The organism is Actinorugispora endophytica, assembly GCF_004363075.1.
GTDB classification, from domain to species: domain Bacteria; phylum Actinomycetota; class Actinomycetes; order Streptosporangiales; family Streptosporangiaceae; genus Actinorugispora; species Actinorugispora endophytica.
Window position 1 is genome coordinate 108,097 of record NZ_SNYN01000002.1, and the last position, 24,223, is coordinate 132,319.

The window sequence follows — 24,223 nt, forward strand, 5'->3', positions numbered from 1 at the left end:
CCGATCGGGGAGGGCGCGGATTCCTGGTCTCCGGTGTGCGGCTCCGCGACGGGAAAACCCCGGGTGCCGCGCCCGCTCGGACGTCTCCTCACCTTATGTCGAAGAGGTTCGCCTTCGCGGGTTTATCGACTTACAGACCCGTTTTCGGGCGGTCGATATCTCCATAATACATGAGGCGACAATCCCTTCCGGTCCGCCGGGGAAAGGCCGTTCGCCTTACTGCCGGGGGTTTCGGCCCTCCCGAACCGGGCGGCCGGGGCGACCGGAGACCGGGCCTTCCGGGCGCCCCCGCCCCGTCCGTTCGGCCGTGGCTCCCGATTCTCGCGGTGGCGGGGAGGAGGCCGCCATGCTCTGGGAACCATGGACGTGATGGCGACGGCCCGTGGTCCCGGCCCCGCGGCGCGGTTCGGGGCCGTCCGGGTTTCGGCGCGGGCCGATGTCCGCCCCCGGTGCGGTCCTGCGGGGGGTTCCGGCGCGGGTGGTCCGCCGCGGCCGGGGAGGCCCCGGGCGGGGAGGCCCCGGGCGGGCGCCGCCGCGTGCTCCTCCCCGAAGTGCCGCACCCTCCCGGCTTTCGCTGCGGGCTCGAACGGAGTACTTTGACAACGATAGTCATTGTCATAAATTGGGCGGGGGTGCCGCGCGTGCGGCTGGTGAGCACTCGGTCGGGGGAGACCCGGGACCGACCGGTGGGGGACCCCCCCGACCGGGGGGCCGACGGGCGGAGGCCCCGCTGGTCGGCCGGGTCGGGCTGGACCGCGGCCATGGCCGCGGCGCTGGCGGTGGTCCTGGGGGTGTCGGTGGTCCTGGCCATCGGCCTGGGATCGGCGGTCGTCCCGCCCGCGGAGACGGCGCGCTACCTGTGGGCGGCGGTCAGCGGAGGCGCCATCCAGGCCGACGAGGTGACCCGGTACCAGATCATCTGGCAGATCAGGACCCCGCGCGTCCTGCTGGCCGCCGTCGTCGGCGCCGGACTGGGCGTCGTGGGCGTCGCCGTCCAGGCGATGGTGCGCAACGCGCTCGCGGACCCGTTCATCCTGGGGGTCTCCTCCGGGGCCTCGGTGGGCGCGGTCGCGGTGGGCGTCTTCGGAGCGCTCTCCGCGCTCGGCGTCTACGCGGTCTCGGCCGGCGCGTTCCTCGGCGCGCTGGTGGCGACCCTGCTGGTGTACCTGGTCGCGTCCACGCCGACCGGCGTGACGCCGCTGCGTCTGGTGCTGACCGGCGTGGCGATGTCGTTCGGGTTCCAGGCGGTCATGAGCGTCATCGTCTACTTCGCGCCGAGCAGCGAGGCGACCGGCACCGTCCTGTACTGGACGATGGGCGGCTTCGGCGCCGCCACCTGGGGCTCCTTCCCCGTCGTGGTGGCCGTCGTCGTCGCGGGAACCGTCGTCCTGCGCGGGTTCGCCCGCCCGCTCGACGTGATGGCGCTGGGCGACGAGACCGCGGCGAGCCTGGGCGTGGACACCGACCGCCTGCGCAAGGGGCTGTTCGTCCTGACCGCCGTCATGACCGGGGCCATGGTCGCGGTGAGCGGCGCGATCGGGTTCGTGGGACTGGTGGTCCCGCACGTCGTGCGCATCGCCGTGGGGGCCGACCACCGGCGCGTGCTCACGATCGCGCCGCTGGCGGGGGCGGTCCTCATGGTCTGGGTCGACCTCATCTCGCGCGTGCTCGTCGCCCCGCGCGAACTCCCCCTGGGCGTCATCACCGCGCTGGTCGGCGTCCCGGTGTTCATCACCCTCATGCGCCGCAGGGGCTACCTGTTCGGAGGCCGCTAGTGGATCTGCGCCTGGACGGGCTCTCCGTCCGCATCGACGGCAGCGAGATCGTCCGCTCCCTGTCGCTGGACGTCCCCCGTGGCCGGGTCGTCGGCCTGGTGGGGCCCAACGGGTCGGGCAAGTCCACGGCCCTGCGCTGCGTCTACCGGGCGCTGCGCCCGAGCGCCGGAGCGGTACGGCTCGACGGGGACGACATCGCCTCGCTGAGCCTGCGCCAGAGCGCCCGGGTCGTCGCGGCCCTGACCCAGGAGAGCGGGACCGACCTCGACTTCACCGTCGAGGAGGTCGTCGCGCTCGGACGCGCGCCGCACCTGCGGGGCAACCAGGCGCTCGGCGCGCGGGAACGGGAGCTGTGCCGCGAGGCGATGGAACGGATGGACGTGGCCCACCTGGCCCGGCGCGGCGTCCTGGGCCTCTCGGGCGGGGAGCGCCAGCGGGTCCTCGTCGCCCGCGCCCTCGTCCAGGAGCCCCGGGTGCTGGTGCTGGACGAGCCGACGAACCACCTCGACGTGCGGCACCAGATCCGGCTGCTGTCCCTGCTGCGGGGGATCGGGCCGACCGTCCTCGTCGTCCTGCACGACCTCAACCTGGCCTCCGCCGCCTGCGACCGCCTCGGCGTGCTGTCCGAGGGGCGCCTGGTCGCCTCCGGCACACCCGAGGAGGTCCTGACGCCGGGACTGGTCAAGAACGTCTTCGGCGTCGACGCGGAGATCGTTCCGCACCCGCTCACCGGAGACCCCCAACTGCTGTACACCCTCGATTCCCCCCGACACTGAGAAGAGGAAGAGATGATCACCAGACGCGCGGGACGCCCCGCCGTCCCCTGGTCGGCGCTGGCCCCCGCCACCGCCGGGATCCTGCTGCTGGCGGGCTGCGGCGCCCAGGTGGAGGAGGCCCCCGGGCAGGCCGACGCCGTGACGGTGCAGCGGTGCGGGGAGGAGGTCGAGTACACCACCCCCCAACGCGCGGTCGTCTACGAGGGCGGCAGCGCCGACAAGCTGTTCTCCCTGGGGCTGACCGACCACGTGCACGGTTACGTGATGCCCCCCGCGAACCCGCCGGTGTCGGAGTCCCCGTGGGCGGCCGAGTACGAGGAGGTCGAGTTCCTCGGCGACGACCTGCTCAACAGGGAGCTGGTGGTCGACGCCGGAGCCGACCTCGTCGTCGCCGGGTGGAACTCGGGGTTCAGCGACCAGCGCGGCATCACGCCCGAGATCCTGGACGGGCTCGGCATCCAGAGCTTCATGCACACCGAGTCCTGCTACAACTACCCCGGCCACCCCGAGCGGGTCACGCCGTTCGAGGGCCTGTACACCGACCTGGAGCGGCTCGGACAGATCTTCGGGGTCGAGGACAGGGCCGAGGAGGTCGTCGCCGGCCTCAAGGAGCGGGTCGAGGCCGTGCGCGAGCAGGCCCCCGAGGGGGACCCCGTGCCGGTGTTCCTCTACGACTCCGGGACCGACCAGCCGTTCACGGCCGGGAGCCAGGTGCCGCCCAACGACATCATCCGCTTCGCGGGGGGCGAGAACGTCTTCAGCGGCCTCGACGAGCGGTGGACCCAGGTGAGCTGGGAGTCCGTCGTCGACGCGAGCCCCGAGGTCATCATCATCCTGGACTACGGCGACCAGCCCGCCGAGGAGAAGATCGAGTTCCTGAAGTCGTCGCCGATCACGGCGGAGCTGCCCGCGGTGGTCGACGACGCGTTCTTCGTCCTCGACTACAACGAGGGCATCAGCAGCCCGCGCAACGTCGACGGCCTGGAGAAGTTCGCCGACTACCTGCGGGAGCGCCGGGAGGAGGGCTGACCCGGACCCCGGACCGGCGCCGAGGGGCGCCGGTCCGGGGCGGGCGGGGACTCAGCCCCGGTCGTCGTACACGGCGCCCAGCGGGGTCGGCGCCCGCCCCCACTCCATGCGCGACCACGGCAGCGTCAGGTGCGACGCGTCCGGGACGTCGTGCGGAGCGAGGGAGTCCACGGGCAGCGCCTCGTCGTGCCGGGCGAAGACCGAGTCGACGTAGCGGTGCCCCGTGTCCGCGGCGACGAACACCACGGTCCGGTCCGGCGTCCGGCGCCGCTCCCAGCGCGCCGCGAGGTAGGCGGCGCCGGAGGACAGCCCGGCGAAGACCGCGTGCCGGCGCAGCAGGTCCACGCTGCCCGAGAGCGCGGCCCGGAACCCGGTCCAGTGGACGGTGTCGTAGCGCGTGTGGTCGACGTTGCCGAAGGGGATCGAGCTCCCGATCCCCGCGATGATGATCTCCGGGTCGGCGACGTGCTCGCTGCCGAAGGTGACGCTGCCGAACGGCTGCACGCCGACGAGGAGGGTGCCGGGGGCGCGCTCGCGCAGGAACCCGGCCAGCGCGCCGGTGGACGCCCCCGAGCCGACGCCCCCCACCAGGGTCACGGGGGCGCCGCCGACCTCGGCGCAGACCATGTCCGCGACCGCGCGGTACCCCAGGTAGTGGACGTCGTCGTGGTACTGGCGCATCCAGTGGTGGCCGGGGTTGTCGCGCAGGACCTCCTCGACCCGGCGGACCCTGCGGCTCTGGTCGAGCTTGAGGTCCGGGCACGGCTCCATCTGGTCCAGGCGCGCGCCCAGGACCGCGAGCTGGACCCGCAGCGTGTGGTCCACCGTCGTGGACCCGACGATGTGGCACCGCAGGCCGTACCGGTGGCAGGCCAGAGCGAGGCCGTAGGCGTAGATGCCGCTGGAGCTGTCGACCAGGGTGTCGCCGGGCCGCACCGCGCCCGTGTCGAGCAGGTGGCGGACCGCGGCCAGCGCCGACACCACCTTCATCGTCTCAAACCGCAGGCAGACGAGTCCGCCGCCGAGGTCCACCAGGTCCGGTCTGCCGATCGTCTCGGAGATGTGCTCGTCCATGCTCGCGCTCCGTCGCTCCAGAGGGGGTCCGAAAGATCCGGGTGACGCGGACGCCGTTGTCCCGTAGATCCCGCGCGCAGTGCCGCAGCCGGTCGCCCAGGTCGGGCGCCGAGGCGTCGAAGAGCACACCGGCGACGTTGCCGCTGTGCGCGACCTGCACGCCCACGCCCCCGCAGCGGAGCGCGGCGCGGTCGAGGACGCCGAGCTCGGCCTTGGGGAGTATCCGCTGGTTGAGGTGGGCGCTCTCGCTGCCGACCAGCCCGAGCAGGGCCGCGTCGGCCTCGGCGACCGCGCGCCGCAGCAGCGCCCGCAGCCGCTCGAAGGCGGCCACGTCCTCCCCGGGGAATCCCTTCCCGGTCAGTCCCAGGGTGTTGACCGGGCGCCCGTCGCCGGTCAGGCAGCCCACCACCACGGTGGGGGGGAGCGCGGGGCCGAGGTCTTCCAGGACCCGCCCCTCCCGCTGGGCGAACAGCACCGGCCGGTCGCCCAGCATGGTCGGGTCGGCGGCGCGCTCGGCGCGCACCGCGAGGCGCGCGACCACCCGGGGCGGCAGCTCCACGGAGAAGCCGGCCGCCACCGCGCGGACGGCGGCGATGACGTCGCTGGTGGAGGAGCCCATGCCCAGTCCGACCGGAACACCGCCGCTGAGGCGCAGCCGGCCGCCGCGCGGGGGCAGCCCCGAGCGGCGCGCGCACTCGGCGACGGCCAGGGACGCGGCCCGCGCCGCCTTGGCGCGCCCCGCCGGGAGGACCTCGATCCGGTGGGCGGGCGCCCCGGGGACGGGGGTGAACACGGCGCGGGTGACGGGCGCCGACATCGGCAGCGTGACCAGGCCCCGGCGCGGCAGGCCCCGCCCGTCGAGGAAGACGCCCTGGAGGACCTCGCCGTGGTGGCACGGGGCCCGTCCCCTGCCGGTGATCATGCCCCGCTCTCCGCGCGGTACCGGTAGAGCGCCGTCGGGTCCGCGCTGAACTGGGAGAACGGGAAGGGCTCGGCGGACAGCGCGGTGACCCCGGAGCCCAGGAACGCGCGGGCGACGGAGCTGCCGGTCTGCGCGTAGACGGTGAGCGGGATCCGGCGCTCGCGGCAGCGGCGCAGGATCTCGTCGAAGGTGCCGTTGCCCAGGGTCATGCCGGTGGCGACGACGGCGTCGGCGATGTCCAGGACCTGCGCCATCGCGGTGGTGACGGGGTCGCCCCACTGGGTGGCGCGCAGGTTCAGGTCGCACGGCAGGCACTCGCCGCCCCGGGCGCGGATCGCCGCGACCAGGGGGTTGACGACGCCGATCAGGGCGACCTTCGCGCCCTCGGGGGTGTCGAGGAGTCCGGCGACGGCGGCGTCGCGGGCGCGGGCGCGCTCCTCGGGCGTCCCCGCGGGCAGGACCACCGCCTCGGCGCGGGGGTCGTCGCGGTGGGGGAGCCCCCGCGCCAGGTAGGCGTCGAGGGCGGCCACGCGCAGGGGGAGGGGGCCCTCGCGCATCAGGTCGGCGAGGGAGCGGCCGGAGGCGTCGCCGCAGACGGCGGGGTCCACCTCGCCGTCCTCGAAGGCGCACGCCCCGAACGAGCCGCCGGACCGGACGAGGACGTACCGGTTGAGGTAGGTGGTGTCGCCGCCCGCGAGCCTGGTCCCGTGGTGCAGCCAGAACACGCTGGTCGCGGTGAGCGAGGCCGGGTCGGGGCCGGAGCCGCCGGCCAGGGCGTCGCGGAAGAGGTCGTCGACGGTGTTCACGCGCGGGCCTCCCGTCGGAGCCGGAACAGGTAGGTGAGGACCCCGTCCTCCCAGTCGTGCCGGTGGTGGACCTCGGGGGTGAACCCGTGCCCCACCGCGCTCTCGACGATCCGGCGCAGGTCGGCGGTGTTGGAGGCGATGACGAACACCTGCCCGCCGGGCGCCAGCAGGTCGCGCTCGGCGATCTGGGCGAAGAACGCCTCCAGGACCGGGGCGCCCGCGCACACGTTGCGGACCACGTCGGGGTCGTCGCTGACGGTCTGGCTGACGGCGGGCGGGTTGAAGGTGACGACGTCCGCCCGCGCGCCTTCGGGGAAGCCGTCGAAGACGTCGGCGACGACGGCGTGGAAGGCGGTCCCCGGCCGGTCGCCGACGAGCCGCTCGTAGTGGCGCCGGGCCGTGGCGACGCTCTCGGGGTGCACGTCGACCGCGTAGACCTCGCGCGCCCCGCGCAGCCCGGCCGCCACCGCCTCGACGCCCAGGCCCGCGCCCATGGCGACGTAGCGGAGTCCGCGGACCTCGATCCCGCCGTCGAGGACGCGCTGGTGGATCATCCTGCTGGTGGCGCCCGGGAGGAAGACGCCGGGCGGCACGTCGAAGTCCCACCCGTTCCACGTGTAGGAGCGGGGGGTGCCCAGGTCGGCCTTCGGCCGGTTGAGGGCGATGATCTGCTCTGCGGGTAGCGGTGGGGGGAGGAGGTCGACCAGGGGGTGCGCCACGAAGGTCCTCTCGGGAGACGGCGGGCCGGCCGGCCGGACGCGCGGGGCGCGGCCCCGGTCCGGGCCGTCGCCGTTCGGTCACATCCTGCCAGCGACGGCCATATTACAAATGAAAATCATTTTCGTCCATGGTTTCCCGCGTGTTCGGAAGGTGCGGGGGTGGCCGCGTGGGAGAAAAGAGGACCGCCGTTCCGTCGTCGCGGAGCACGTCAGCGGGTTCCCGGCGGCGCCGCGCCGGGGCCGCGCGGTGGGAAAAGATGTGAATGATAACTGTTTTCACTACAGTGGGTAGTCACTCGTCCGCCAGTACCCGAGAGAGAAGAGAAGACCGGTGCCTTCCCACACGCAGCAGGAGACAACCGCCCCCGCCGAACTGCGGACGTCCGTCCTGCGCGACGCCGCCTTCGCGCGCCTGTGGACGGGGGCGACCGCGTCGGGGCTGGCCACCTGGGCCCTGCCGTTCATCCTCGGCCTGGCCGTCCTGGACGGCTCCCTCACCGCGGCCGGACTCGGCCTGGTGCTCGCGGTCCGCACCGCGGGCTTCCTCGTCGCGGTCCCCGTCGGGGGCATCCTCGCCGACCGCCACTCCCGGCGCGGAGCGGTCCTGTGGTCCGGCCTGGCCGCCGCGATCGCCACCCCCGCCATCGCGCTCGACCCGGGCGGCCCGGTCTCCCTGGCGGCGGCGGCCGTGGTCGGGGCCGGGCAGGGCGCCTGCCGCCCGGCGTACCAGGCCCTCACCGCCGAGGTCGTCGCCCCGGGGCAGCGCCGACAGGCCAACGCGGCCATGACCTTCGCGGTGCGGATCACCACGCTGCTCGCCCCCGGCCTGGTCGCGCTGCTGGCCACCACCACGGGCACGGGGACGCTGCTGCTGGGCACCGGCGCGCTCTGGCTGGCCGCCGCGCTCGTGCCCCCGGCCGGGACCCGGGCCCCCGTCGGGGAGCCCGCGGCCAGAGCCCCGTTCCACGCCGAGTTCGCCGACGGGGTCCGGGAGGCGCGCAGGCACCCCTGGTTCCTGGCGGGGCTGTTCGCGCTCACCGCCGTCATCGCCACCGGGTACTCGGCGACGGGGGTCCTGCTGCCGATGGTCAGCCGCGACCACTACGGCACCGAGGCGGTCCTGGCCGGAGCGCTGACCGCCTACACGGCGGGGGCCCTCGCCGGCGCCGTGCTCGTCGCCCGCTGGAGCCCCCGGGCCCGGGGATGGTTCGCGCTGGCCGGGCTGGCCTGCTACGGCTTCGCCCCGTTGAGCCTGCTGGCGCCCGTCCACCCGGGGGTCGTGGTCGCGGCCTACGTCCTGGCGGGGGTGGGCATCGAACTGTTCAACGTGCCGTGGTTCACCGCCGCGCAGCGCGAGGTGGCGCCCGACAAGCTGGCCCGCGTCTCGTCGCTGGACTTCCTGCTGTCCTACGGGCTCGCCCCGGTGGGCCTGGCCCTCATCGCCCCCGCCGCCGCCGTGTACGGGACGGAGGCGGTGCTGGGGGTCTGCGCCGTCGTGTGCTTCCTGGCCCCCGCCGCCGCGGCCCTGGCTCCCGGAGCCCGCCGCTTCTCCGGCGCGGCCCGGTAGCGGTTCCCCGGTGGTCGTGGCCTTTCCGGGGGCTCACACGCGTCTGGGACCCCCGAAAGGCCACGACCACCGGCGGGGACGGGGCCTACCTGTCCAGGAGGTCGCGCAGCGCCTTGACGACCTCGGCCGGGGCCTCCTCCGCCATGAAGTGGCCGCAGGAGACCGTGGTGTGCCGCAGCTCGGGAGCCCACGCCCGCCACAGCGCGGCGCCGTCGAAGCCCATGGCCGCGCCCCAGTCCTGCTGCAGCACGGACACCGGCATGCGCAGCCGGTTCCCGGCCCGGCGGTCGTCCCCGTCGTGCTCGACGTCGACGCCGGCCGACGCCCGGTAGTCGGCGACGATGGAGGTGACGGCCTCGCGGGACGCCCTCAGGTAGGCGGCGCGCACATCGGCGGGGATCGCCTCGGGGTTCCGGGACCAGACGTCCAGGAAGTGGCCGAAGAAGGCGTCCGGGCTGCCGCCGATCAGCTGCTCGGGCAGGCCGGCCGGCTGGGCCATCAGGTAGAGGTGGAAGCCGACGGCGGCGGAGACCCCGTGCATCACCTCCCACATGTCCAGGGTCGGCAGCACGTCGAGCGAGGCGAGGTGGGTGACCGCGTCGGGGTGGTCGAGCCCGGCGCGGACGGCGACCAGGGCGCCCCGGTCGTGGCCCGCGAGGGCGAAGCGGTCGTGGCCGAGGGCCCGCGCGAGGGCGACGACGTCGGCGGCCATGGCGCGCTTGGAGTAGGTGCTCCCGCCGGTGTCGGCGGGCTTGTCGCTGTCGCCGTAGCCGCGCAGGTCCGGGCAGATGACGGTGTGGTCGGCGGCGAGGTCGGCCGCGACGTGCCGCCACATCAGGTGGGTCTGGGGAAAGCCGTGCAGCAGTACGATCGGCCGCCCCGAGCCTCCGACGGCGGCGTTGAGCGCCACCCCGTCGGCGACGGGGACGCGCTGGTAGTCGAATCCGCTGATCCTCGGTTCCACGGTGGTTCCCTTCGTTCGTCCGGTCGGTCGGGAACGAGCCTGCCGGGCGCGGATGAGCAGGCGGTGAGCAACGGATGAGCGAGGCCGCCGGAGGGCCGGGGGACGCCGCGGGCGGCCGATACATTGGGCGGCATGGCAGCGGAGGCGACGGGCGCGACGGCGGTGGCCTTCCGCGTGCTGGGTCCGCTGGAGGCCGCCGACGGGCGCGGACCGCTCCCGCTGAAGGGCCCCCGGCACCGGGCGGTGCTGGCGCGGCTCGTGGCCGCCGAAGGCCGGGTCGTCCCCGTCGACCGGCTCGTCGAGGACCTGTGGGAGGCGCCCTCGGACGGCGCCGTGGCGGCGGTCCGCACCTTCGTCTCCGGACTGCGCAGGGCCCTGGAACCGGACCGCCCGCCGAGGCGGCCCGCACGCCTGCTGGTGACCGCGCCGCCCGGCTACGCGCTCCGGGCCGCCCCGGCCGCGGTCGACGCCCGGCGCTTCGAGGCGGCCGTGACGCGGAGCGGACCGCTGCTCGCCTCGGGGCGGAGCGGCGAGGCGCTGGCCGGGCTGGAGGAGGCGCTCGCGCTGTGGCGGGGCCCCGCCTACGCGGAGTTCGCCGCGTACCCGTGGGCGCGCGGCGAGGCCGACCGGCTGGACGGGCTGCGGCTGCTGGCCGTGGAGCGGCGGGCCGAGGCGCTCCTGGACCTGGGCCGGGCGGTCGACGCCGTCCCCGCCCTGGAGGCGCACGCCCGGGAGCACCCGCTGCGCGAGAACGCCGGGCGGCAGCTCGCGCTGGCGCTGTACCGCTCCGGCCGCCAGGGCGACGCCCTCTCCGCCCTGCGCCGGGTCCGCGAGGCCCTGGTGGCGGAGCTGGGCGTGGACCCCGGCCCCGAACTGCGGCGACTCGAGGCCGACATCCTCGCCCAGGCGCCGCGCCTCACCCCCCGCGCCCCGGCCCCCGCCACCGCGCTCCCCGACCCGCCGCCGCGGGCGGAGCCGACCGACGAGCCCGTCTCGCGCCCGTTCGTCGGCCGGGAGCAGGAGCTGGAGCTGCTGGAGCGGGCCGCCGGGGCCGCCGCGCGGCACGGCGCGACCAGGGCGGCGCTGGTCTCCGGAGACGCCGGAGCGGGCAAGACCGCCCTCGCCGAGGCGTTGGCGCGGAGGCTGGCGGAACGCGGGTGGACGACCGCCTGGGGCCGCGGCCCCGAACACGACGGCGCCCCCGGGGCCTGGCCCTGGACCCAGATCGCCGACACCCTGACCGCCGGCGCCGGGCTCGGCGCCCCCCGCGCCCCGGCGGACGCCCCACCGGCCGCGGACCCCGCCGCGGCCCGGTTCCGCGCGCTCCGCGAGGCCGCCTCCCTCCTGGCCTCGGCGGCGGCCCGGGGACCCGTCCTGCTGGTCTTCGACGACCTGCACCGGGCGGGGGAGGAGACCCTGGAACTGCTCACCGCGCTGGCCGCCGGAGAGGCCCCCGGCGCGGTGCTGCTGGTGGGGACCTACCGGACCGGCGAGGTCTCCCCGGCGCTGGCGGGGGCCCTCGCCCGGCTCGCCCCCCGGGAGCCGGCCCGGGTCTACCTGGGCGGCCTTCCCGAGGAGGCGACGGGCGAACTCGTCCGGGCCGTCGTCCACCGCGGCGTCGACGCGCGGACCGTCCGCGTGATCCACCGGCGCAGCGGCGGCAACCCCTTCTTCGCCCGGGAGCTCGCCCGGCTCTTCCACAGCGAGGGGGGCGCCGCCCTCGACGCGGTCCCCGCCGGTGTGCGGGACGTCATCCGGCACCGCCTGGCCGCGCTGCCGCCGTCGGCCCGGCGCCTGCTGCGGCAGGCGGCCGTGATCGGCCACGACGTCGACCCGGACGTGCTGGCGGCACTGGCGGACGACGAGGACGACCTCCTCGACTCCCTGGACGCGGCGCTGCGCGCGGGCTTCCTCACCGAGCGGGACACCCGGGGGCCGCGGTTCGCGCACGCCCTGGTGCGCGACACCCTGTACGACGACGTCTCCGGCCCGCGCAGGGCGCGCTGGCACACGGCCGTCGCGGAGGCGCTCGAAACGCTGCGCCCCGACGACGTCGACTCGCTCGCCCACCACTTCGGCCGGGCGGCCACGCGCGCCACGGCCGCGCGGGCCGCGCACTACGCCCGGGCCGCGGCGTTCCGCGCGGAACGCCGCTTCGCCCCGCACGAGGCGGCCCGGCTGTGGCGGGACGCCGTCGCGGCCCACGACCGCTCGGACGGCGGCGATGCCCGGGGCCGCCTGGAGGCGGTCATGGGCATGGTGCGGGCGCTGGCCGTGACCGGCCGGCTGGAGGAGGCCCGGAGGCACCGCGCGGAGGCGGTCGCCGCGGCGGAGGGGCTGGGCGACCCGGAGCTCACGGCGGAGGTCGTCACGGCCTTCGACGTGCCCGCCGTGTGGACGCGCGGCGACGACGAGACGCTGGCCCGGCAGGTCGCGGAGGCGGCCGAGCGCACCCTGGCCGCCCTGCCCGGCGACCGCGACGAGCAGCGCGCCCGCCTGCTGGGCACCGTCGCCCTGGAGACGCGCGGAACGTCCACCGACCGCGGCCGCCGCGCCGCCCGCGAGGCCGAGGCGATCGCCCGACGGCTCGGAGACCCGGCCCTCCTCGCCCTGGCCCTCAACGCCCGCTTCATGCAGTCCTTCCAGCGCGCCGGAGCGGCCCCGCGGCGCGTCGAGACCGGCACCGAACTGGTCGAACTGGCGACCAGGCACGATCTGGTGACCTTCGGGGTGCTCGGCCGCCTCGTCCTCGTCCAGGCCCACTCCGCACTCGCCGACTTCACCGCCGCCGACACCCACGCGGCGGCCGCCGACCGGCTGGGCGCGCGGTACGAGATCCCGCTCGTCGGCGTGTTCACCCAGTGGTACGCCGCGCTCCGGCTGGCCGCCGCCGGACGCGGGGACGAGGCCGAGGCCGCCTACCGCACCGCGAGCGTACGGCTCGCCGACACCGGCATGCCGGGCGTGGAGGAGGGCATCCTCCCCCTCGCCCTGCTGTGCCTGCGCCTCCAGAACGGGGAACCCGCGCTCGCGGACGCCCGGGCGGCCTGGGGCCCCTACGCGCCGTGGGTCCGCCCGTGGACCTCCCCGGACGCCGCCCCCGGAGAGGCGGAACCGATACCGGACGCGCCTCCCGGACAGCTCAACGAAGCCCTCACCTGCCTGGCCGCGCGGGCCGCCGTCGCCGGAGGCGACCGCCCCGCGATGGAGCGCGCGTACCGCCGCCTGCTCCCGGCGGCCGGGGAACTGGCCGGCGCGGGCAGCGGCCTGCTGACCCTCGGCCCCGTCGCGCACCACCTCGGCGACCTTGCCCGGGCGCTCGGCCGCCGCGCCGAGGCCGCGGACCACTACCGGCAGGCCCTGCGCGTCGCCACCCGAGCGGGAGCTCCCCACTGGACGGCCGCCGCCCGGGAGGCCCTGGGCGGCCAGGACCGGTGACGGCCTCTAGCCGAGAGCGGCCAGGGCGGACAGGCCGACCGCGCAGGCCACGAGCATGGCGACGCCCTCGAAACCGATGCCCTTCCGCTGGCGGCGGATCAGACCGGCCGCCACCAGGAGGTTGAGGACCACGCCCAGGCCGATGAGCAGGTACACCTCCCGGTTCATGGCCCCGTAGAGGGAACCCTCGCGGTAGGCGACGTCCGAGGCGGACAGGAACAGCAGGTCGAACCCGTTGCCGCCGATGATGTCGCCGACGGCCAGGTGCAGGGCGCGGATGCGCACCGCGTACAGCACGGTGACCAGTTCGGGGGTGGACGTGACGAACCCGGTGACCACCGCCCCGGTGAACCCGCTCGACATGCCGGTCCGGTCGGCCAGGGACAGCCCGGCCTCCCCGATCACGTACCCGGTGACCGAGACCACGGCGGCGAGCAGGGCGAACTTCGCCCACATCGAGGCCAGCGGCTCCCGCGCCGCAACCGGATCGGGGTCGGGCTCGTCCTCGTGGGTGTGGCGGGTGGGTTCCACCCGCCACATCGGGTGCCTCCCCACCTCGCGGGAGACCCGCAGCCAGTACCAGTAGACGAACACCAGGAGGGCGGAGACGGGGTGGACGCCCAGAACGGTGACCTGCGGCGCGGCCCCCGCGACCAGGACGATCCCGAGCATGGTGGACAACCCGACGGGGGCCAGCAGGTTCGGCAGCGACGCGGCCGCGTGCTCGAGGTTGGCGCGCCGGTAGAACAGGTCCGCCAGCGCGATGAACGTCGTCTGCAGCGCGATCCCGCCGAGCGCGTTGTTCATGGCGAAGGCCGCGTCGCCCCGGGCCGCCCCCACGAGGCTGGTGACCAGCCCGGGAAGCGCCGTGACCGCGCCGAGCAGGATGAACCCGGCCAGCGTCTCGCCGATCCCGGTGCGGTCGGCCAACCGGTCCACCAACCGGGTGAAGGGCCCGCCGCCGACGACGAGCACGAGCACGGCCGCCGCCATCACCAGCGCGCTGATCCAGACCGGCCAGGAATCCATGGGGTGCGCCATCTCCTCGCGTTTCTCGGGGGGTCACGCCATAAGGCATCCGTTGCCGACTACCCCTGGTCCGCGAGGAAAACTTCCCGGGAGGCGACCGGTTCGGGAAAAGGCGGCGATACCGGTTTCCCGCTGGATCGGGCCCCGAATACCCGCCGCCCCTCGACGGCCTTGACGTTGGCGCCCCGGGTCCCGCGGGTTTCGGGGGGCGCCAACGTCAAGACCGTCGAGGGGCTGTCGCCGCGGTCCGGAGTCGCGCCGCCGTGGCCGGAGGGCCGTTCATAGGAATAGCGCGGCCACCTTTCCCCCTCGGAACGGGGGACGACCGGATCTAGGCTCGAATCCGTGGAAAGCCGATTTCCTTCAATTCGGCGCTGTCCGGGAAACCCCCTCGATCCAGGAGAAGAACCATGAGCATTCCCATGCCCGCCGACGCCAGGGGCGGGGACCCGAAGGTCGTCCTGATCACCGGGGCGAGCAGCGGTATCGGCCGGGCCACCGCGCTCCGGCTCGCCGGCGAAGGCCACCACGTCGTCCTCGGCGCCCGGCGCGAGGACCGCCTGGCCTCGGTCGCCTCGGCGATCCGGGAGGCGGGCGGCGGCGCCGACGCGCGTCGGCTGGACGTCACGGACAGGGCGGACGTGGCCGCCTTCGTCGACGCCGCGGCGCGTGAGCACGGGAGGGTCGACGTCATCGTCAACAACGCCGGTGTGATGCCGCTGTCGCGGCTGGACTCGCTCCTGGTCGAGGAGTGGGACCGGATGATCGACGTCAACGTCCGAGGCCTGCTCCACGGGATCGCCGCGACCCTGCCGCACTTCCGGAAGCAGGGCGGCGGGCACTTCGTCACCGTCGCCTCCATCGGCGCCCACGAGGTGGTGCCGACCAGCGCGGTCTACAGCGCGACGAAGCACGCGGCCTGGGCGATCACCGAGGGACTGCGGTTGGAGGCCGACCCGGGCATCCGGGTCACCACCGTGTCCCCCGGTGTCGTGGAGTCCGAACTCGCCGAGTCCATCACCGAGCCGGGGGCGAAGGAGATGATGCGGGACTACCGGCGGAACCTCATCCCCGCCGACGCCGTCGCCCGGGGCATCGCCTACGCGATCGGCCAGCCGGCCGACGTCGACGTCAACGAACTCGTCATCCGCCCGGCCGGGCAGCGTTAGGCCGTTCCTGAGCGGTTCGGGGGCCGAGCCCACCGGAGAAAGCCGGACGTCCGGCCCGAAGGGCCCCTTGCGGTTCGGCGCCGGGGGCGGCGGCCAGGGGAAAAGGGTTCCGGCGGGGTTTTCGCGGTCGTCCTGTCGTGAATTCTCTTTCCTTGGCAGGAATTCATCTTTCCGGACGGGCGCTGCCCCCGGAGGGGCGGGTCGTCCCCCGCTCCTTTCGGAGTGTTCCGAAGGGATTTCTCGGTGCGACCGGGCAGTTCGGGGACGGGGGTCATTCGCGGGATTTCGGCGCGCCCCGATCGGCCTCCGGGAAACTCCACTATTGCCGGGGTGCGCTTTCCGGTGGTACTTTCCGGAGGCGTCCGCGATGGGCCTTTGTCCCCGTGAATTCCCGGTGGGAGCCGGAGGGGCCGAACAGGCCGGAGCAGAACGGAAAAGGGGTTCCGGAATGGTGGAGGTACGCGAGCGCTCCTGGGGCGCGGTGCACGTCGTCCGGCCGGGGATCGGCGTGGAGGTCGCCAACGGCCAGGACGAGACGTTCCCCGGTTTCGTGGCCGGAGCTCTCGAGCAGGTGAGGGGCGTCCCCGTGGGCGGGGACCTGGTCGACGCGTTCGCCCCCGACGGGGACGGCGCGGGGTTCAGGTGCATCACCGACCCGGGGAGCGGGGGCGGCGAGGGCGGCGCCTACCACGGCGTCACCCTGCTCTTCCAGCAGTCGGTGGCCCTCAGGCCCAGGATCGGCGCGGCCAAGCCGCCGGCCATCGAGACGAAGGCCGTGGGCGGCCGCCGGGACGACGGGACAAGGGTGTTCGAAGCCCCCTGGATCCCGTGCGTCCGGCTCCCCGGCCGCCCGGCGGAGGGCAGCCCGGTGATGCTCGGCGAGGGCCGCGAGATGCACCACGACGGGGTGGTGAACCCGGACTTCGCGGGAAAGGCGGACTTCGGCCTGGTCGTCTTCCACGAGATGTGCCACGCCTACTACGACCAGGCGGGCGCGGCCGGCCTGATGTCGGGCAGGGCGGCGGAGTTCGAGGCGGCCCCCGGCCACAGGGTGGCGGACTTCCAGAACTACGCGGAGGAGATCCTGGTCTGCGGTCTGCTGCAGGGCAAGGGCCTCAAGTACTGCGAGAACACCTACAGGCGGCAGAAGGGACTGCCGCCGCGCCCCGCGTACTCGGCCGTCGGCCTCAAGGACGATCCGGACCTGGCCGCCTTCGCCTGGCCGTCGGGGGGTCCCGACGCGCCGTTCAAGGAGTGGAAGGCCGTCCTGCGGGAGCTGAACTTCTCGACGGCGTAGCCTCCGCCGCCCGGGGGCGAGCGGCTGCGGCCCGGGTGGTCCCGGGCCCGGACGCGCGGCGCCGCCTTGGCGGGGGCGGCGCGCCGCCGGCCGCGCCGCACGTCGGCCGCCGTGGGCGTCTTCTCCTGGCCCCTCCGGTGGGACGGCCGGGTGGCCGAGTGCGTCGGCCCGGGGGAGGAGGCGGGCGGACCCCGGGGCCCTTCGAAGGAGTCACCCCAGTGGGATATAGTCCTCCGCAGGTCATGAGCGCCAGCGCCAAGCCCCGGCTCGCTGGCCGGCAACCCTCCTTTCGCGGTGGGGTGCCCCGGGTGAGGACCAGGTCGAGACACCGCCGAGAACGCGGCGTGTCAGACAAGCGCGGACCCCCGTCTGTGCGGCCGCACCCCCGTGCGCGCCCCAGGGGTCGGGTCCCCCGAGATCCGTGAGAGGTGCCCTGTGACCACTGTCGCCCAGCCCCAGACCCCCGCGATCCGCACTCCCGTGCCCGGAGTCGTGGGCGCCGACGTCCTGGTCCCGCTCGTGAACGGGGAGCGCGTGACGTACGCGAACTTCGACTACGCGGCCAGCGCCCCGTGCCTCGAAGCGGTCCGCGACGTCCTGGACGGCGCCCTTCCCTACTACGCCAGCGTGCACCGGGGCGCGGGCTTCCACTCCCAGGTCAGCACCGACGCCTACGAGAGGGCGCGCGCGACCGTCGCCGGGTTCGTCGGAGCCGGGGCCGAGGACGCGGTCGTGTTCGTGCGCGGCACCACCGACGCGCTGAACCTGCTCGCCCGCTCCGTGCCGGCCGGATGCGAGGTCGTGGTCTTCGCCGGGGAGCACCACGCGGCCCTGCTGCCGTGGCGGCACCACGGCAGCGGGGCCGGGCGGGTGGTGCGCCTGCCGCTGCCCGAGAGCCCGGCGGCGGCGGTGGCCGCGGCGCGCGAGGCGCTGGGCGCGCGGTCGGAGGGACCGCGCCTGCTGGTGGTCACCGCGGCCTCCAACGTCACCGGTGAACTGTGGCCGGTGGAGGAGCTCGCGGCCGTGGCGCACGCCGCGGGGGCGCGCATCGCGGTGGACGCCGCCCAGTTCGTCCCGCACCTGCCCTTCGACCTCGCGGCCACCGGCGCGGACTACGTGGCCTTCTCCGGGCACAAGCTCTACGCGCCCTTCGGGGCCGGGGTGCTCGCCGGGCGCGTCGACTGGCTGCGCGCGGCGGCGCCCTACCTCGCCGGAGGCGGCGCCACCGCCAACGTGACAGAGGACGACGTGCGCTGGAACGACCTTCCCGCCCGGCACGAGGCGGGCAGCCCCAACGTGCTGGGCGCGGTCGCGCTCGCCGCGGCCTGCGCCGCGCTCACCGAGGCAGGGCAGGACGCGCTGCACGAGCGGGAGCAGCGGCTGCTGGGCCGGCTGCGCGCGGGCCTGGCCGGGATCCCGGGCGTGCGCGACCTGAGCCTGTGGGACGCGGACCACCCCCGCGTGGGGATCGTGTCCTTCGTCGTGGACGGCCTGCCCGCGGACCTGCTGGCCGCCGCGCTCTCGGCCGAGTACGGGATCGGGGTGCGCGACGGGCTGTTCTGCGCGCACCTGCTCACCCGGCGCCTGCTGCCCTCCGGCCACACCCAGGCGGTGCGCGCCAGCCTGGGGCTGGGCACCACCGTCGAGCACGTGGACCGCCTGGTGGACGCGGTCGCCGAACTCGCCGGGCGCGGTCCGAAGTGGGGCTACGAGCTCGTCGACGGACGGATCTCCCCGGTCCCCGACCCCCGCCCCCGCCCCTGACGGCCTCGCCGAGCCCCCGCCCGGCCGAGAACCTCGAACCGGACGGACCGGACCGGCGACGACGGCCGGAACGCCCGACCGGAACACCGTCGGCGCCCCGGCCCCGCATGCCTTCAGCCGTCCGGGAAGTCGTTCTCGACAGCCTCGGCCAACCGGGCGGCGTCCCGCTCGTCATCGGTGCCGACGGTGAGGGGGAGCTTTCTGGCGCCTCGATAGGCGGACCGGCCTGGGGAGGGGGCGTCGACGAACCCGATGATCGGGCGGACCGCGTCGTCGGGGCGCTGTCCGACCAGCGGTCCCAGGACCGCGGCGGCGGTCTTCATGCCCTTTCCGAGGTCGCCCGCGAAACCGGACCGGACCAGACGGGCCGGCCCCCAGGTCACGTATGCGAGGCCGGGGACGCCCCGCGTGGCGAGGACACCGAGCAGTTCGTTGGCCCGCCGCTGCTGCGCGTTGGATTTGGCGAAGGTGTAGCCGCGGGTCAGTTCGAGGTCCCCGAAGTCGATGGCGTCCGCTCGCGCGCCCGGCACGGCGGTATTCACGACGACCGGCCGCCCGGCCGCGCGGAGGAGCCCGGCGAGCCCGGTGACGAGCAGGTACTTGGAGACGAAGAACAGCACCCAGGACGCCTCATGGCCCTCGGAGGTGACATGGCGCCGCTGCCGGATGAACGAGGCCGCGAGCACCAGGGCGTCGACGTGCTCGTAGTGCGTCCTCAGGTGCTTCACCAGGCGGCGGCTGTCGGCGGCCGAGGACAGGTCCGCGGCGGCGAACTCGGCCCGCGCGGTCGCTGACGGATCGCCGTCGGCCGCAGCGGCGAGCAGTGCGTCGAACTTGGCCCGGCTCCGCCCGATCACGACGACGCGGTCGCCTGCCTTCAGGAAGTGGCGTGCCAGCGCGGCGCCCATGCCGTCAGTGCCTCCGGTGACCACGATCGTCCTCATGCCGGCCCCTCCTTTATCCGGAACAAGCGTTCCGGATGAGCGTAGCATTCAAGCGGAACTAGAGTTCCGCTTTGGTATGCTCGGTCGGTGATCGAGGAACGGCGGCAGCGGCGCGACGCCGTGGCCAATCGCACCCGGATCGTGTCCGCCGCGAGCGAGGCCCTGCGCGAGGACGGGCTGGGCGTGGACATGCGCGCGATCGCGGCGGCTGCCGGGGTCGGCATCGGCACCCTTTACCGGCACTTCCCGACTCGTGACCACCTCGTCCGCGCCGTGACGAGCGCCGACCTCGCCGGCCTCGCGGAGACCGGCCTCCCGGAGGGGGTGCCCGCGATCGCGGCCCTCCGGGAGTTCTTCACCGCGACGATGGCCCAGCTCACCGGCAACAAGGCGATGATGGACCTGTTCGCCGACGGGCCGCTGTCCGACGAGGACTTCGCGCGATGCGTCGCCCACCTCACCCGGATCGGGCAGGACGCCGTCGACCGCTCGCGCGCCGATCACACCCTCGCCGCCGATGTGACGGCGAGCGACATCGCGTACCAGCTGATCGGACTCGTGCGTATCGCGCAGCTGCTGTCCGGCTCCGGGGGCCACGCAACCGCCCGGCACGTGGACCTCGCGCTCCGGGGCCTGGCGTCGCCGTAACGCGACATCCCCAGCGCCCCCAGCCCGGTCGGCCTTCCGCCGAAGTCCCGCCCCGCCGCACTCGACGTCCTGCGCGGATTCGCCCTGTCCGGTCTTCTGGCCGCAGGAGCAGGCGCGTGCGCCCTGCTACGTCTGGCAGACTGGCCCGCATCGGCGAGTCTCGCCTGGACGACATCCCCAGGCAGGATAACGCGAAGATAACGCCCCATAAAGTCGCAGGTCATTAACTCCAAACCCCACGCACGTGGGGATGAACCGGAGTTTCGGGTGCCGATCATCCTCGCCGCTCACCAAACCCCACGCACGTGGGGATGAACCGCCAGGCTCACGCCTCCGATAAGCGGGGATTATCCAAACCCCACGCACGTGGGGATGAACCGCACAGCCCTAAAATGGTCTTGATTGGGGGCTACCAAACCCCACGCACGTGGGGATGAACCGGTCATCGTGGTCGGCACGCTGAAGCAGCGCTCCCAAACCCCACGCACGTGGGGATGAACCGCGTTCTACGCCACCGTCACCCGCGCCTGACCGCCAAACCCCACGCACGTGGGGATGAACCGTCTCACCCCGGTGGAGGACCCCCCGTCTGGGACCAAACCCCACGCACGTGGGGATGAACCGGCCCGCCAGGGCAAGACCGGCCCCGAGGCCCACCAAACCCCACGCACGTGGGGATGAACCAGTCCTCCCCCCTACCCCCCGGCGACGACGTCCCCAAACCCCACGCACGTGGGGATGAACCGCCACCGGGAAGGGGGTACGGATGACCGAGAACCCAAACCCCACGCACGTGGGGATGAACCGGCGATCCTGGGCAACACCACGTCCATTACTCGCCAAACCCCACGCACGTGGGGATGAACCGCGCACGTGCCGCACGTCGCGCCGGGAACATTCCCAAACCCCACGCACGTGGGGATGAACCGAGCGTGGCGCGGCGGGCGCCCCGCCGCGCTGACCAAACCCCACGCACGTGGGGATGAACCGACGGCGACGTACAAGCGCGGCTGCCGCTGCCCCCAAACCCCACGCACGTGGGGATGAACCTGATCGTCATCCGCTACAAACGAGGCCCCCTCCCCAAACCCCACGCACGTGGGGATGAACCGGCGGTCAGCCGCGCCCAGGTGCTGGCCGCGGTCCAAACCCCACGCACGTGGGGATGAACCGGACACGGCCACCCAGTACTGGTCCTGGCCCTCCCAAACCCCACGCACGTGGGGATGAACCGACCCCGACGCGTGGGTGCCCGAATACCCGCCGCCAAACCCCACGCACGTGGGGATGAACCGGCGGTCCCTCATTCGGGTGAATGGGTGGAAATCCAAACCCCACGCACGTGGGGATGAACCGAGACCGGTCAGGGTGCCTGTGAGCCGCGCCCGCCAAACCCCACGCACGTGGGGATGAACCGGACGAGGAGAAGCCGGATGCTGCTTGACCCGACCAAACCCCACGCACGTGGGGATGAACCGGCGCCGACAGCCAGCTCGTCGCCGCCGTCGTCCCAAACCCCACGCACGTGGGGATGAACCGTCTCCGAATCCGTCTCGAAAAGACCCCCAGTTCCAAACCCCACGCACGTGGGGATGAACCGCCCCGCATCTCCGTGGTGGCGTGGGTGACGTCCCAAACCCCACGCACGTGGGGATGAACCGCCGTCGTCCTGTCGATGGCGGGGCGCGCGTATCCAAACCCCACGCACGTGGGGATGAACCGGACAGCGCGAGCGGCAGCCCGATCGTTTTCTACCAAACCCCACGCACGTGGGGATGAACCGATCGTGCACCGCATCACCGAGTACGTGCGCGACCAAACCCCACGCACGTGGGGATGAACCGGCATCGCCGCGACGATCGCCGCCGCGCACGGCCCAAACCCCACGCACGTGGGGATGAACCGGCGTACCAGCGGTCCAAGGGCTTGGATGACGACCAAACCCCACGCACGTGGGGATGAACCGGCCCGGGATGAGGGTGTCGCTGAAGCGCGCGCCCAAACCCCACGCACGTGGGGATGAACCGCAGATTCGGCTGCCGAAGTTGGCGCGGGCGTCCCAAACCCCACGCACGTGGGGATGAACCGGACACCCAAGAGGTCGGGGCTCGAGACGATCAGCAAACCCCACGCACGTGGGGATGAACCGCCGGTTTCGGGGGCGTCGCTGCCGGCGCCGAAGCAAACCCCCACGCACGTGGGGATGAACCGTCGTACAGCTCTGCGGCGTCGACGGGCCCTTCGCAAACCCCACGCACGTGGGGATGAACCGGGCTCCCCGAGCTGACCCTGGGCTGGGGCGTCGCAAACCCCACGCACGTGGGGATGAACCGGGCTCCCCGAGCTGACCCTGGGCTGGGGCGTCGCAAACCCCACGCACGTGGGGATGAACCGGCCCCACCCGGACCGCCATCCGGATGAGGCCACCAAGCCCCACGCACGTGGGGATGAACCGCTCAGGCCTGTGCGTCAGTAGGGAAGCTCCGGCGTGGGGGTGGTTCGGTGTCGGGAGTCCGCTGAGCGGATCGTCGGGGTGTCCTTGTGTGCGGCGGGGTGACGGGGCGGCGTCGGCGGGCGGGGGCGGAGGCCCGCGCGTAACCGCCGGACGTCCGTGACACGGGGGTTCGAGGGCCGGTCCCGCTCTCGCTCGGAATGATCATGGGCTTTCCGCCCTTCCAGGCCCCGAAACGGGCGGAAAGCCCAAGACCGTCAACGAAACCCTCACGCAACGGTCATCATGGGCGCGGCCTCGACCGGCCTCCGCCGTGGCCGCCCGCCGTCACTCTGCGATCCGCGTGGCGCGAGGCCGAAAGACCCACCCGAAGCACCGGTACGCCAAACACCCCCGCGCCGGAAACCCCCATAGTCGTCGGCCGGCCAAGCCCCACGCACGTTGGGATGAACAGACCTGGTTCATGCCAGCGGCCTGCCTGACCGACCCGCGTACGCGGGTCGGAGCCCGGCACGGACCGGTTCTTCGGGGAACCCGGCTGAGCCACCGGAGCGGCCCTGCTCCGGGAGGTCCTCGGCCTCCTACGGGCCACCGGTGGCGGCCCGGCCCCCGGGTCTCGCGGCGGGAACCGCGCCCGGGGGCCGGTCGCGTTCAGGGGCGCCCTTCAGTGCCGTTCCGTGCCGGTGCGTGTCCGTTGGGGCGGGGGGAGGCGGCGCGGGTCGTCTCCGCGCGGAACCGGGTCGGGGTCATTCCGTACTCCCTTCGGAACTGGCGGTTGAAGTTCGACAGGTTCGAGTAGCCGACGGCGTGGCTGATCGCCGCCACGGTGTCGCCGCCGCGCTCCAGGAGGCGGCAGGCGTGGGACAGGCGGAGCCTGCGCACCATGTCCGTGAACGTCATCCCGCTCGCGCGCTTGAAGTACTTCGAGAAGGACGACTCCGACATGTCCACGGACGCAGCGAGCTCGGACATGCGCACCTCGCCCGTCAGGTTCCCGACGACGTACGCCATCGCGCGCTCCATCACGACCCCCAGACGCGGATCCTGGTTCGGCGCGAACCACTCCCGCGCGAGCGCCCTGCGCTCGGACGCGGGCGCGGTCGAGAGGATGTTGAGGAGCCCGAGGACGTGCAGCACCCGCTCGATGCCCTCGGACGCGCCCACCAGTTCGAGTTCGCGCGCCGCCTCCGCGGCGCTGCGCCCCGAGAACTCGATGCCGCGACCGGACTCCGCCAGCAGCGGGTCCAGGGAGTCGAGTTCCGGAAGGACCTGCTGGCACGCGCGGACCCAGTCCGCGTCGAACTGCAGCACCATGTCCCGCCCCGTGATCACCTCGCCCGGTTCGAGGTCGCTGATCCAGCCGTGCGGCACGTTCGGCCCGACGAGCACGAGCTGTCCCGCGCCGAAGGGGCCGACGGCGTCGCCGACGATGTAGCGGCCGCTTCCCGAACGGATCAGGTGGACCTCCAGCTCGGGGTGGTAGTTCCACCGCGCGTAGGGGCTCGGGTAGTCGTGGACGTGCCAGCGCACGGAGTGGCGGGGGTCGTGCGGGACGACCTCGCGCGTGGCCGTCCGGCCCATGAGCAACTCGGCCACGCCGGCGGGGTCCATCACGGCGGTTTCACCCCTTGTCGTGTCGCGGGTTCTCTCGTTCCGGCACGCCCCCGAAAAAGCCTCCGGCAGGCGAACACAGGGAAAACAAGTACCACAAGTCATCACCTGGCGCGCTAGAGCACCGGACGGCGGCTTCCTAGCATTGTGACGAACGACACGCTCGCCGGTCACCCCGAAGCGCAGTCCCCGCACTCCCGCCCCACCGGGCTCCGCCGTACCACGGCCCCGGCCGGCGA

At 74.0% G+C, this 24,223-nt stretch carries 17 protein-coding genes, 1 CRISPR repeat array and 1 riboswitch; of the genes, 9 read left to right on the plus strand and 8 right to left on the minus strand.

Translation table 11 applies throughout. From position 1 onward, the window contains the following. The first annotated feature begins 761 nt into the window (after positions 1-761). From EV190_RS05025 to EV190_RS05035, 3 genes are read left to right on the plus strand one after another with little or no spacing between them, the layout of a single operon-like run. Entirely contained in the window at positions 762-1,775 is a 1,014-nt protein-coding gene (locus tag EV190_RS05025; RefSeq protein WP_133740470.1) for an iron ABC transporter permease, read from the plus strand. Beyond that, complete coding sequence (locus EV190_RS05030) at positions 1,775-2,551, plus strand: ABC transporter ATP-binding protein (protein WP_133740266.1); 777 nt, start codon at positions 1,775-1,777, stop codon at positions 2,549-2,551. Before EV190_RS05025 ends, EV190_RS05030 begins: the two co-directional genes overlap by 1 nt. Positions 2,552-2,563: 12 nt before the next feature. Next, the gene (locus EV190_RS05035) at positions 2,564-3,580 is read left to right on the plus strand and encodes an ABC transporter substrate-binding protein (protein ID WP_133740267.1); all 1,017 of its coding nucleotides are present in this window, start codon (positions 2,564-2,566) and stop codon (positions 3,578-3,580) included. Between the two features lie 51 nt (positions 3,581-3,631). On the opposite strand, the gene EV190_RS05040 is transcribed toward EV190_RS05035, so the two are convergent. Genes EV190_RS05040 through EV190_RS05055 form a run of 4 tightly spaced genes read right to left on the minus strand, consistent with a single transcriptional unit; the run spans position 3,632 to position 7,101 of the window. Then, positions 3,632-4,654, minus strand: a complete 1,023-nt coding sequence (locus EV190_RS05040) for a pyridoxal-phosphate dependent enzyme (RefSeq protein ID WP_133740268.1) — start codon at positions 4,652-4,654, stop codon at positions 3,632-3,634. Then, complete coding sequence (locus EV190_RS05045; RefSeq protein ID WP_133740269.1) at positions 4,575-5,576, minus strand: GHMP family kinase ATP-binding protein; 1,002 nt, start codon at positions 5,574-5,576, stop codon at positions 4,575-4,577. Before EV190_RS05045 ends, EV190_RS05040 begins: the two co-directional genes overlap by 80 nt. Next, the gene (locus tag EV190_RS05050; RefSeq protein ID WP_133740270.1) at positions 5,573-6,382 is read right to left on the minus strand and encodes a Rossmann-like domain-containing protein; all 810 of its coding nucleotides are present in this window, start codon (positions 6,380-6,382) and stop codon (positions 5,573-5,575) included. Before EV190_RS05050 ends, EV190_RS05045 begins: the two co-directional genes overlap by 4 nt. Continuing rightward, positions 6,379-7,101: a methyltransferase gene (locus tag EV190_RS05055; protein ID WP_133740271.1), complete on the minus strand. Its 723-nt coding sequence runs from the start codon at positions 7,099-7,101 to the stop codon at positions 6,379-6,381. Before EV190_RS05055 ends, EV190_RS05050 begins: the two co-directional genes overlap by 4 nt. Before the next feature lie 331 nt (positions 7,102-7,432). Here EV190_RS05055 and EV190_RS05060 point away from each other — a divergent pair, with 331 nt between their 5' ends. Next, positions 7,433-8,668 carry an MFS transporter gene (locus EV190_RS05060; protein ID WP_133740272.1) on the plus strand — a complete coding sequence of 412 codons (1,236 nt, stop codon included), beginning with the start codon at positions 7,433-7,435 and terminating at the stop codon, positions 8,666-8,668. 85 nt (positions 8,669-8,753) lie between these two features. Here the strand turns inward: EV190_RS05060 and EV190_RS05065 are convergent, their stop codons facing one another. Next, on the minus strand, positions 8,754-9,632 hold the full coding sequence (locus EV190_RS05065; RefSeq protein ID WP_133740273.1) for an alpha/beta fold hydrolase: 879 nt from the start codon (positions 9,630-9,632) through the stop codon (positions 8,754-8,756). A 132-nt stretch (positions 9,633-9,764) separates the two neighbouring features. Between EV190_RS05065 and EV190_RS05070 the strand changes: the two genes are divergently transcribed. Next, on the plus strand, positions 9,765-13,070 hold the full coding sequence (locus EV190_RS05070) for a BTAD domain-containing putative transcriptional regulator (RefSeq protein ID WP_133740274.1): 3,306 nt from the start codon (positions 9,765-9,767) through the stop codon (positions 13,068-13,070). A gap of 6 nt (positions 13,071-13,076) precedes the next feature. On the opposite strand, the gene EV190_RS05075 is transcribed toward EV190_RS05070, so the two are convergent. After that, complete coding sequence (locus EV190_RS05075; RefSeq protein WP_133740275.1) at positions 13,077-14,099, minus strand: sodium:calcium antiporter; 1,023 nt, start codon at positions 14,097-14,099, stop codon at positions 13,077-13,079. A gap of 410 nt (positions 14,100-14,509) precedes the next feature. Between EV190_RS05075 and EV190_RS05080 the strand changes: the two genes are divergently transcribed. The 3 genes from EV190_RS05080 to EV190_RS05090 all read left to right on the plus strand — a co-directional run bounded on the left by EV190_RS05080 (position 14,510) and on the right by EV190_RS05090 (position 18,329). Next, positions 14,510-15,268: an SDR family oxidoreductase gene (locus tag EV190_RS05080; protein ID WP_166655378.1), complete on the plus strand. Its 759-nt coding sequence runs from the start codon at positions 14,510-14,512 to the stop codon at positions 15,266-15,268. 448 nt (positions 15,269-15,716) lie between these two features. Next, a complete protein-coding gene (locus tag EV190_RS05085; protein ID WP_133740276.1) occupies positions 15,717-16,565 on the plus strand; it encodes a hypothetical protein in 849 nt (282 codons plus the stop codon). A gap of 238 nt (positions 16,566-16,803) precedes the next feature. Continuing rightward, positions 16,804-16,929: riboswitch (SAM riboswitch) on the plus strand. Positions 16,930-17,033: 104 nt separating this feature from the next. Continuing rightward, the gene (locus EV190_RS05090) at positions 17,034-18,329 is read left to right on the plus strand and encodes an aminotransferase class V-fold PLP-dependent enzyme (RefSeq protein ID WP_394345495.1); all 1,296 of its coding nucleotides are present in this window, start codon (positions 17,034-17,036) and stop codon (positions 18,327-18,329) included. A gap of 113 nt (positions 18,330-18,442) precedes the next feature. Here EV190_RS05090 and EV190_RS05095 read toward each other — a convergent pair whose 3' ends face one another. Next, positions 18,443-19,273 (minus strand): SDR family NAD(P)-dependent oxidoreductase, encoded by an 831-nt coding sequence (locus tag EV190_RS05095; protein WP_166655379.1) that lies wholly within the window; start codon positions 19,271-19,273, stop codon positions 18,443-18,445. An 87-nt stretch (positions 19,274-19,360) separates the two neighbouring features. Between EV190_RS05095 and EV190_RS05100 the strand changes: the two genes are divergently transcribed. Beyond that, entirely contained in the window at positions 19,361-19,921 is a 561-nt protein-coding gene (locus EV190_RS05100; RefSeq protein WP_133740278.1) for a TetR/AcrR family transcriptional regulator, read from the plus strand. 229 nt (positions 19,922-20,150) lie between these two features. Continuing rightward, positions 20,151-22,376: a CRISPR direct-repeat array (repeat unit 29 nt; unit sequence CCAAACCCCACGCACGTGGGGATGAACCG). Between the two features lie 648 nt (positions 22,377-23,024). Here the strand turns inward: EV190_RS05100 and EV190_RS05105 are convergent. Further along, positions 23,025-23,969 carry an AraC family transcriptional regulator gene (locus EV190_RS05105; protein ID WP_208113051.1) on the minus strand — a complete coding sequence of 315 codons (945 nt, stop codon included), beginning with the start codon at positions 23,967-23,969 and terminating at the stop codon, positions 23,025-23,027. Between the last annotated feature and the right edge of the window lie 254 nt (positions 23,970-24,223).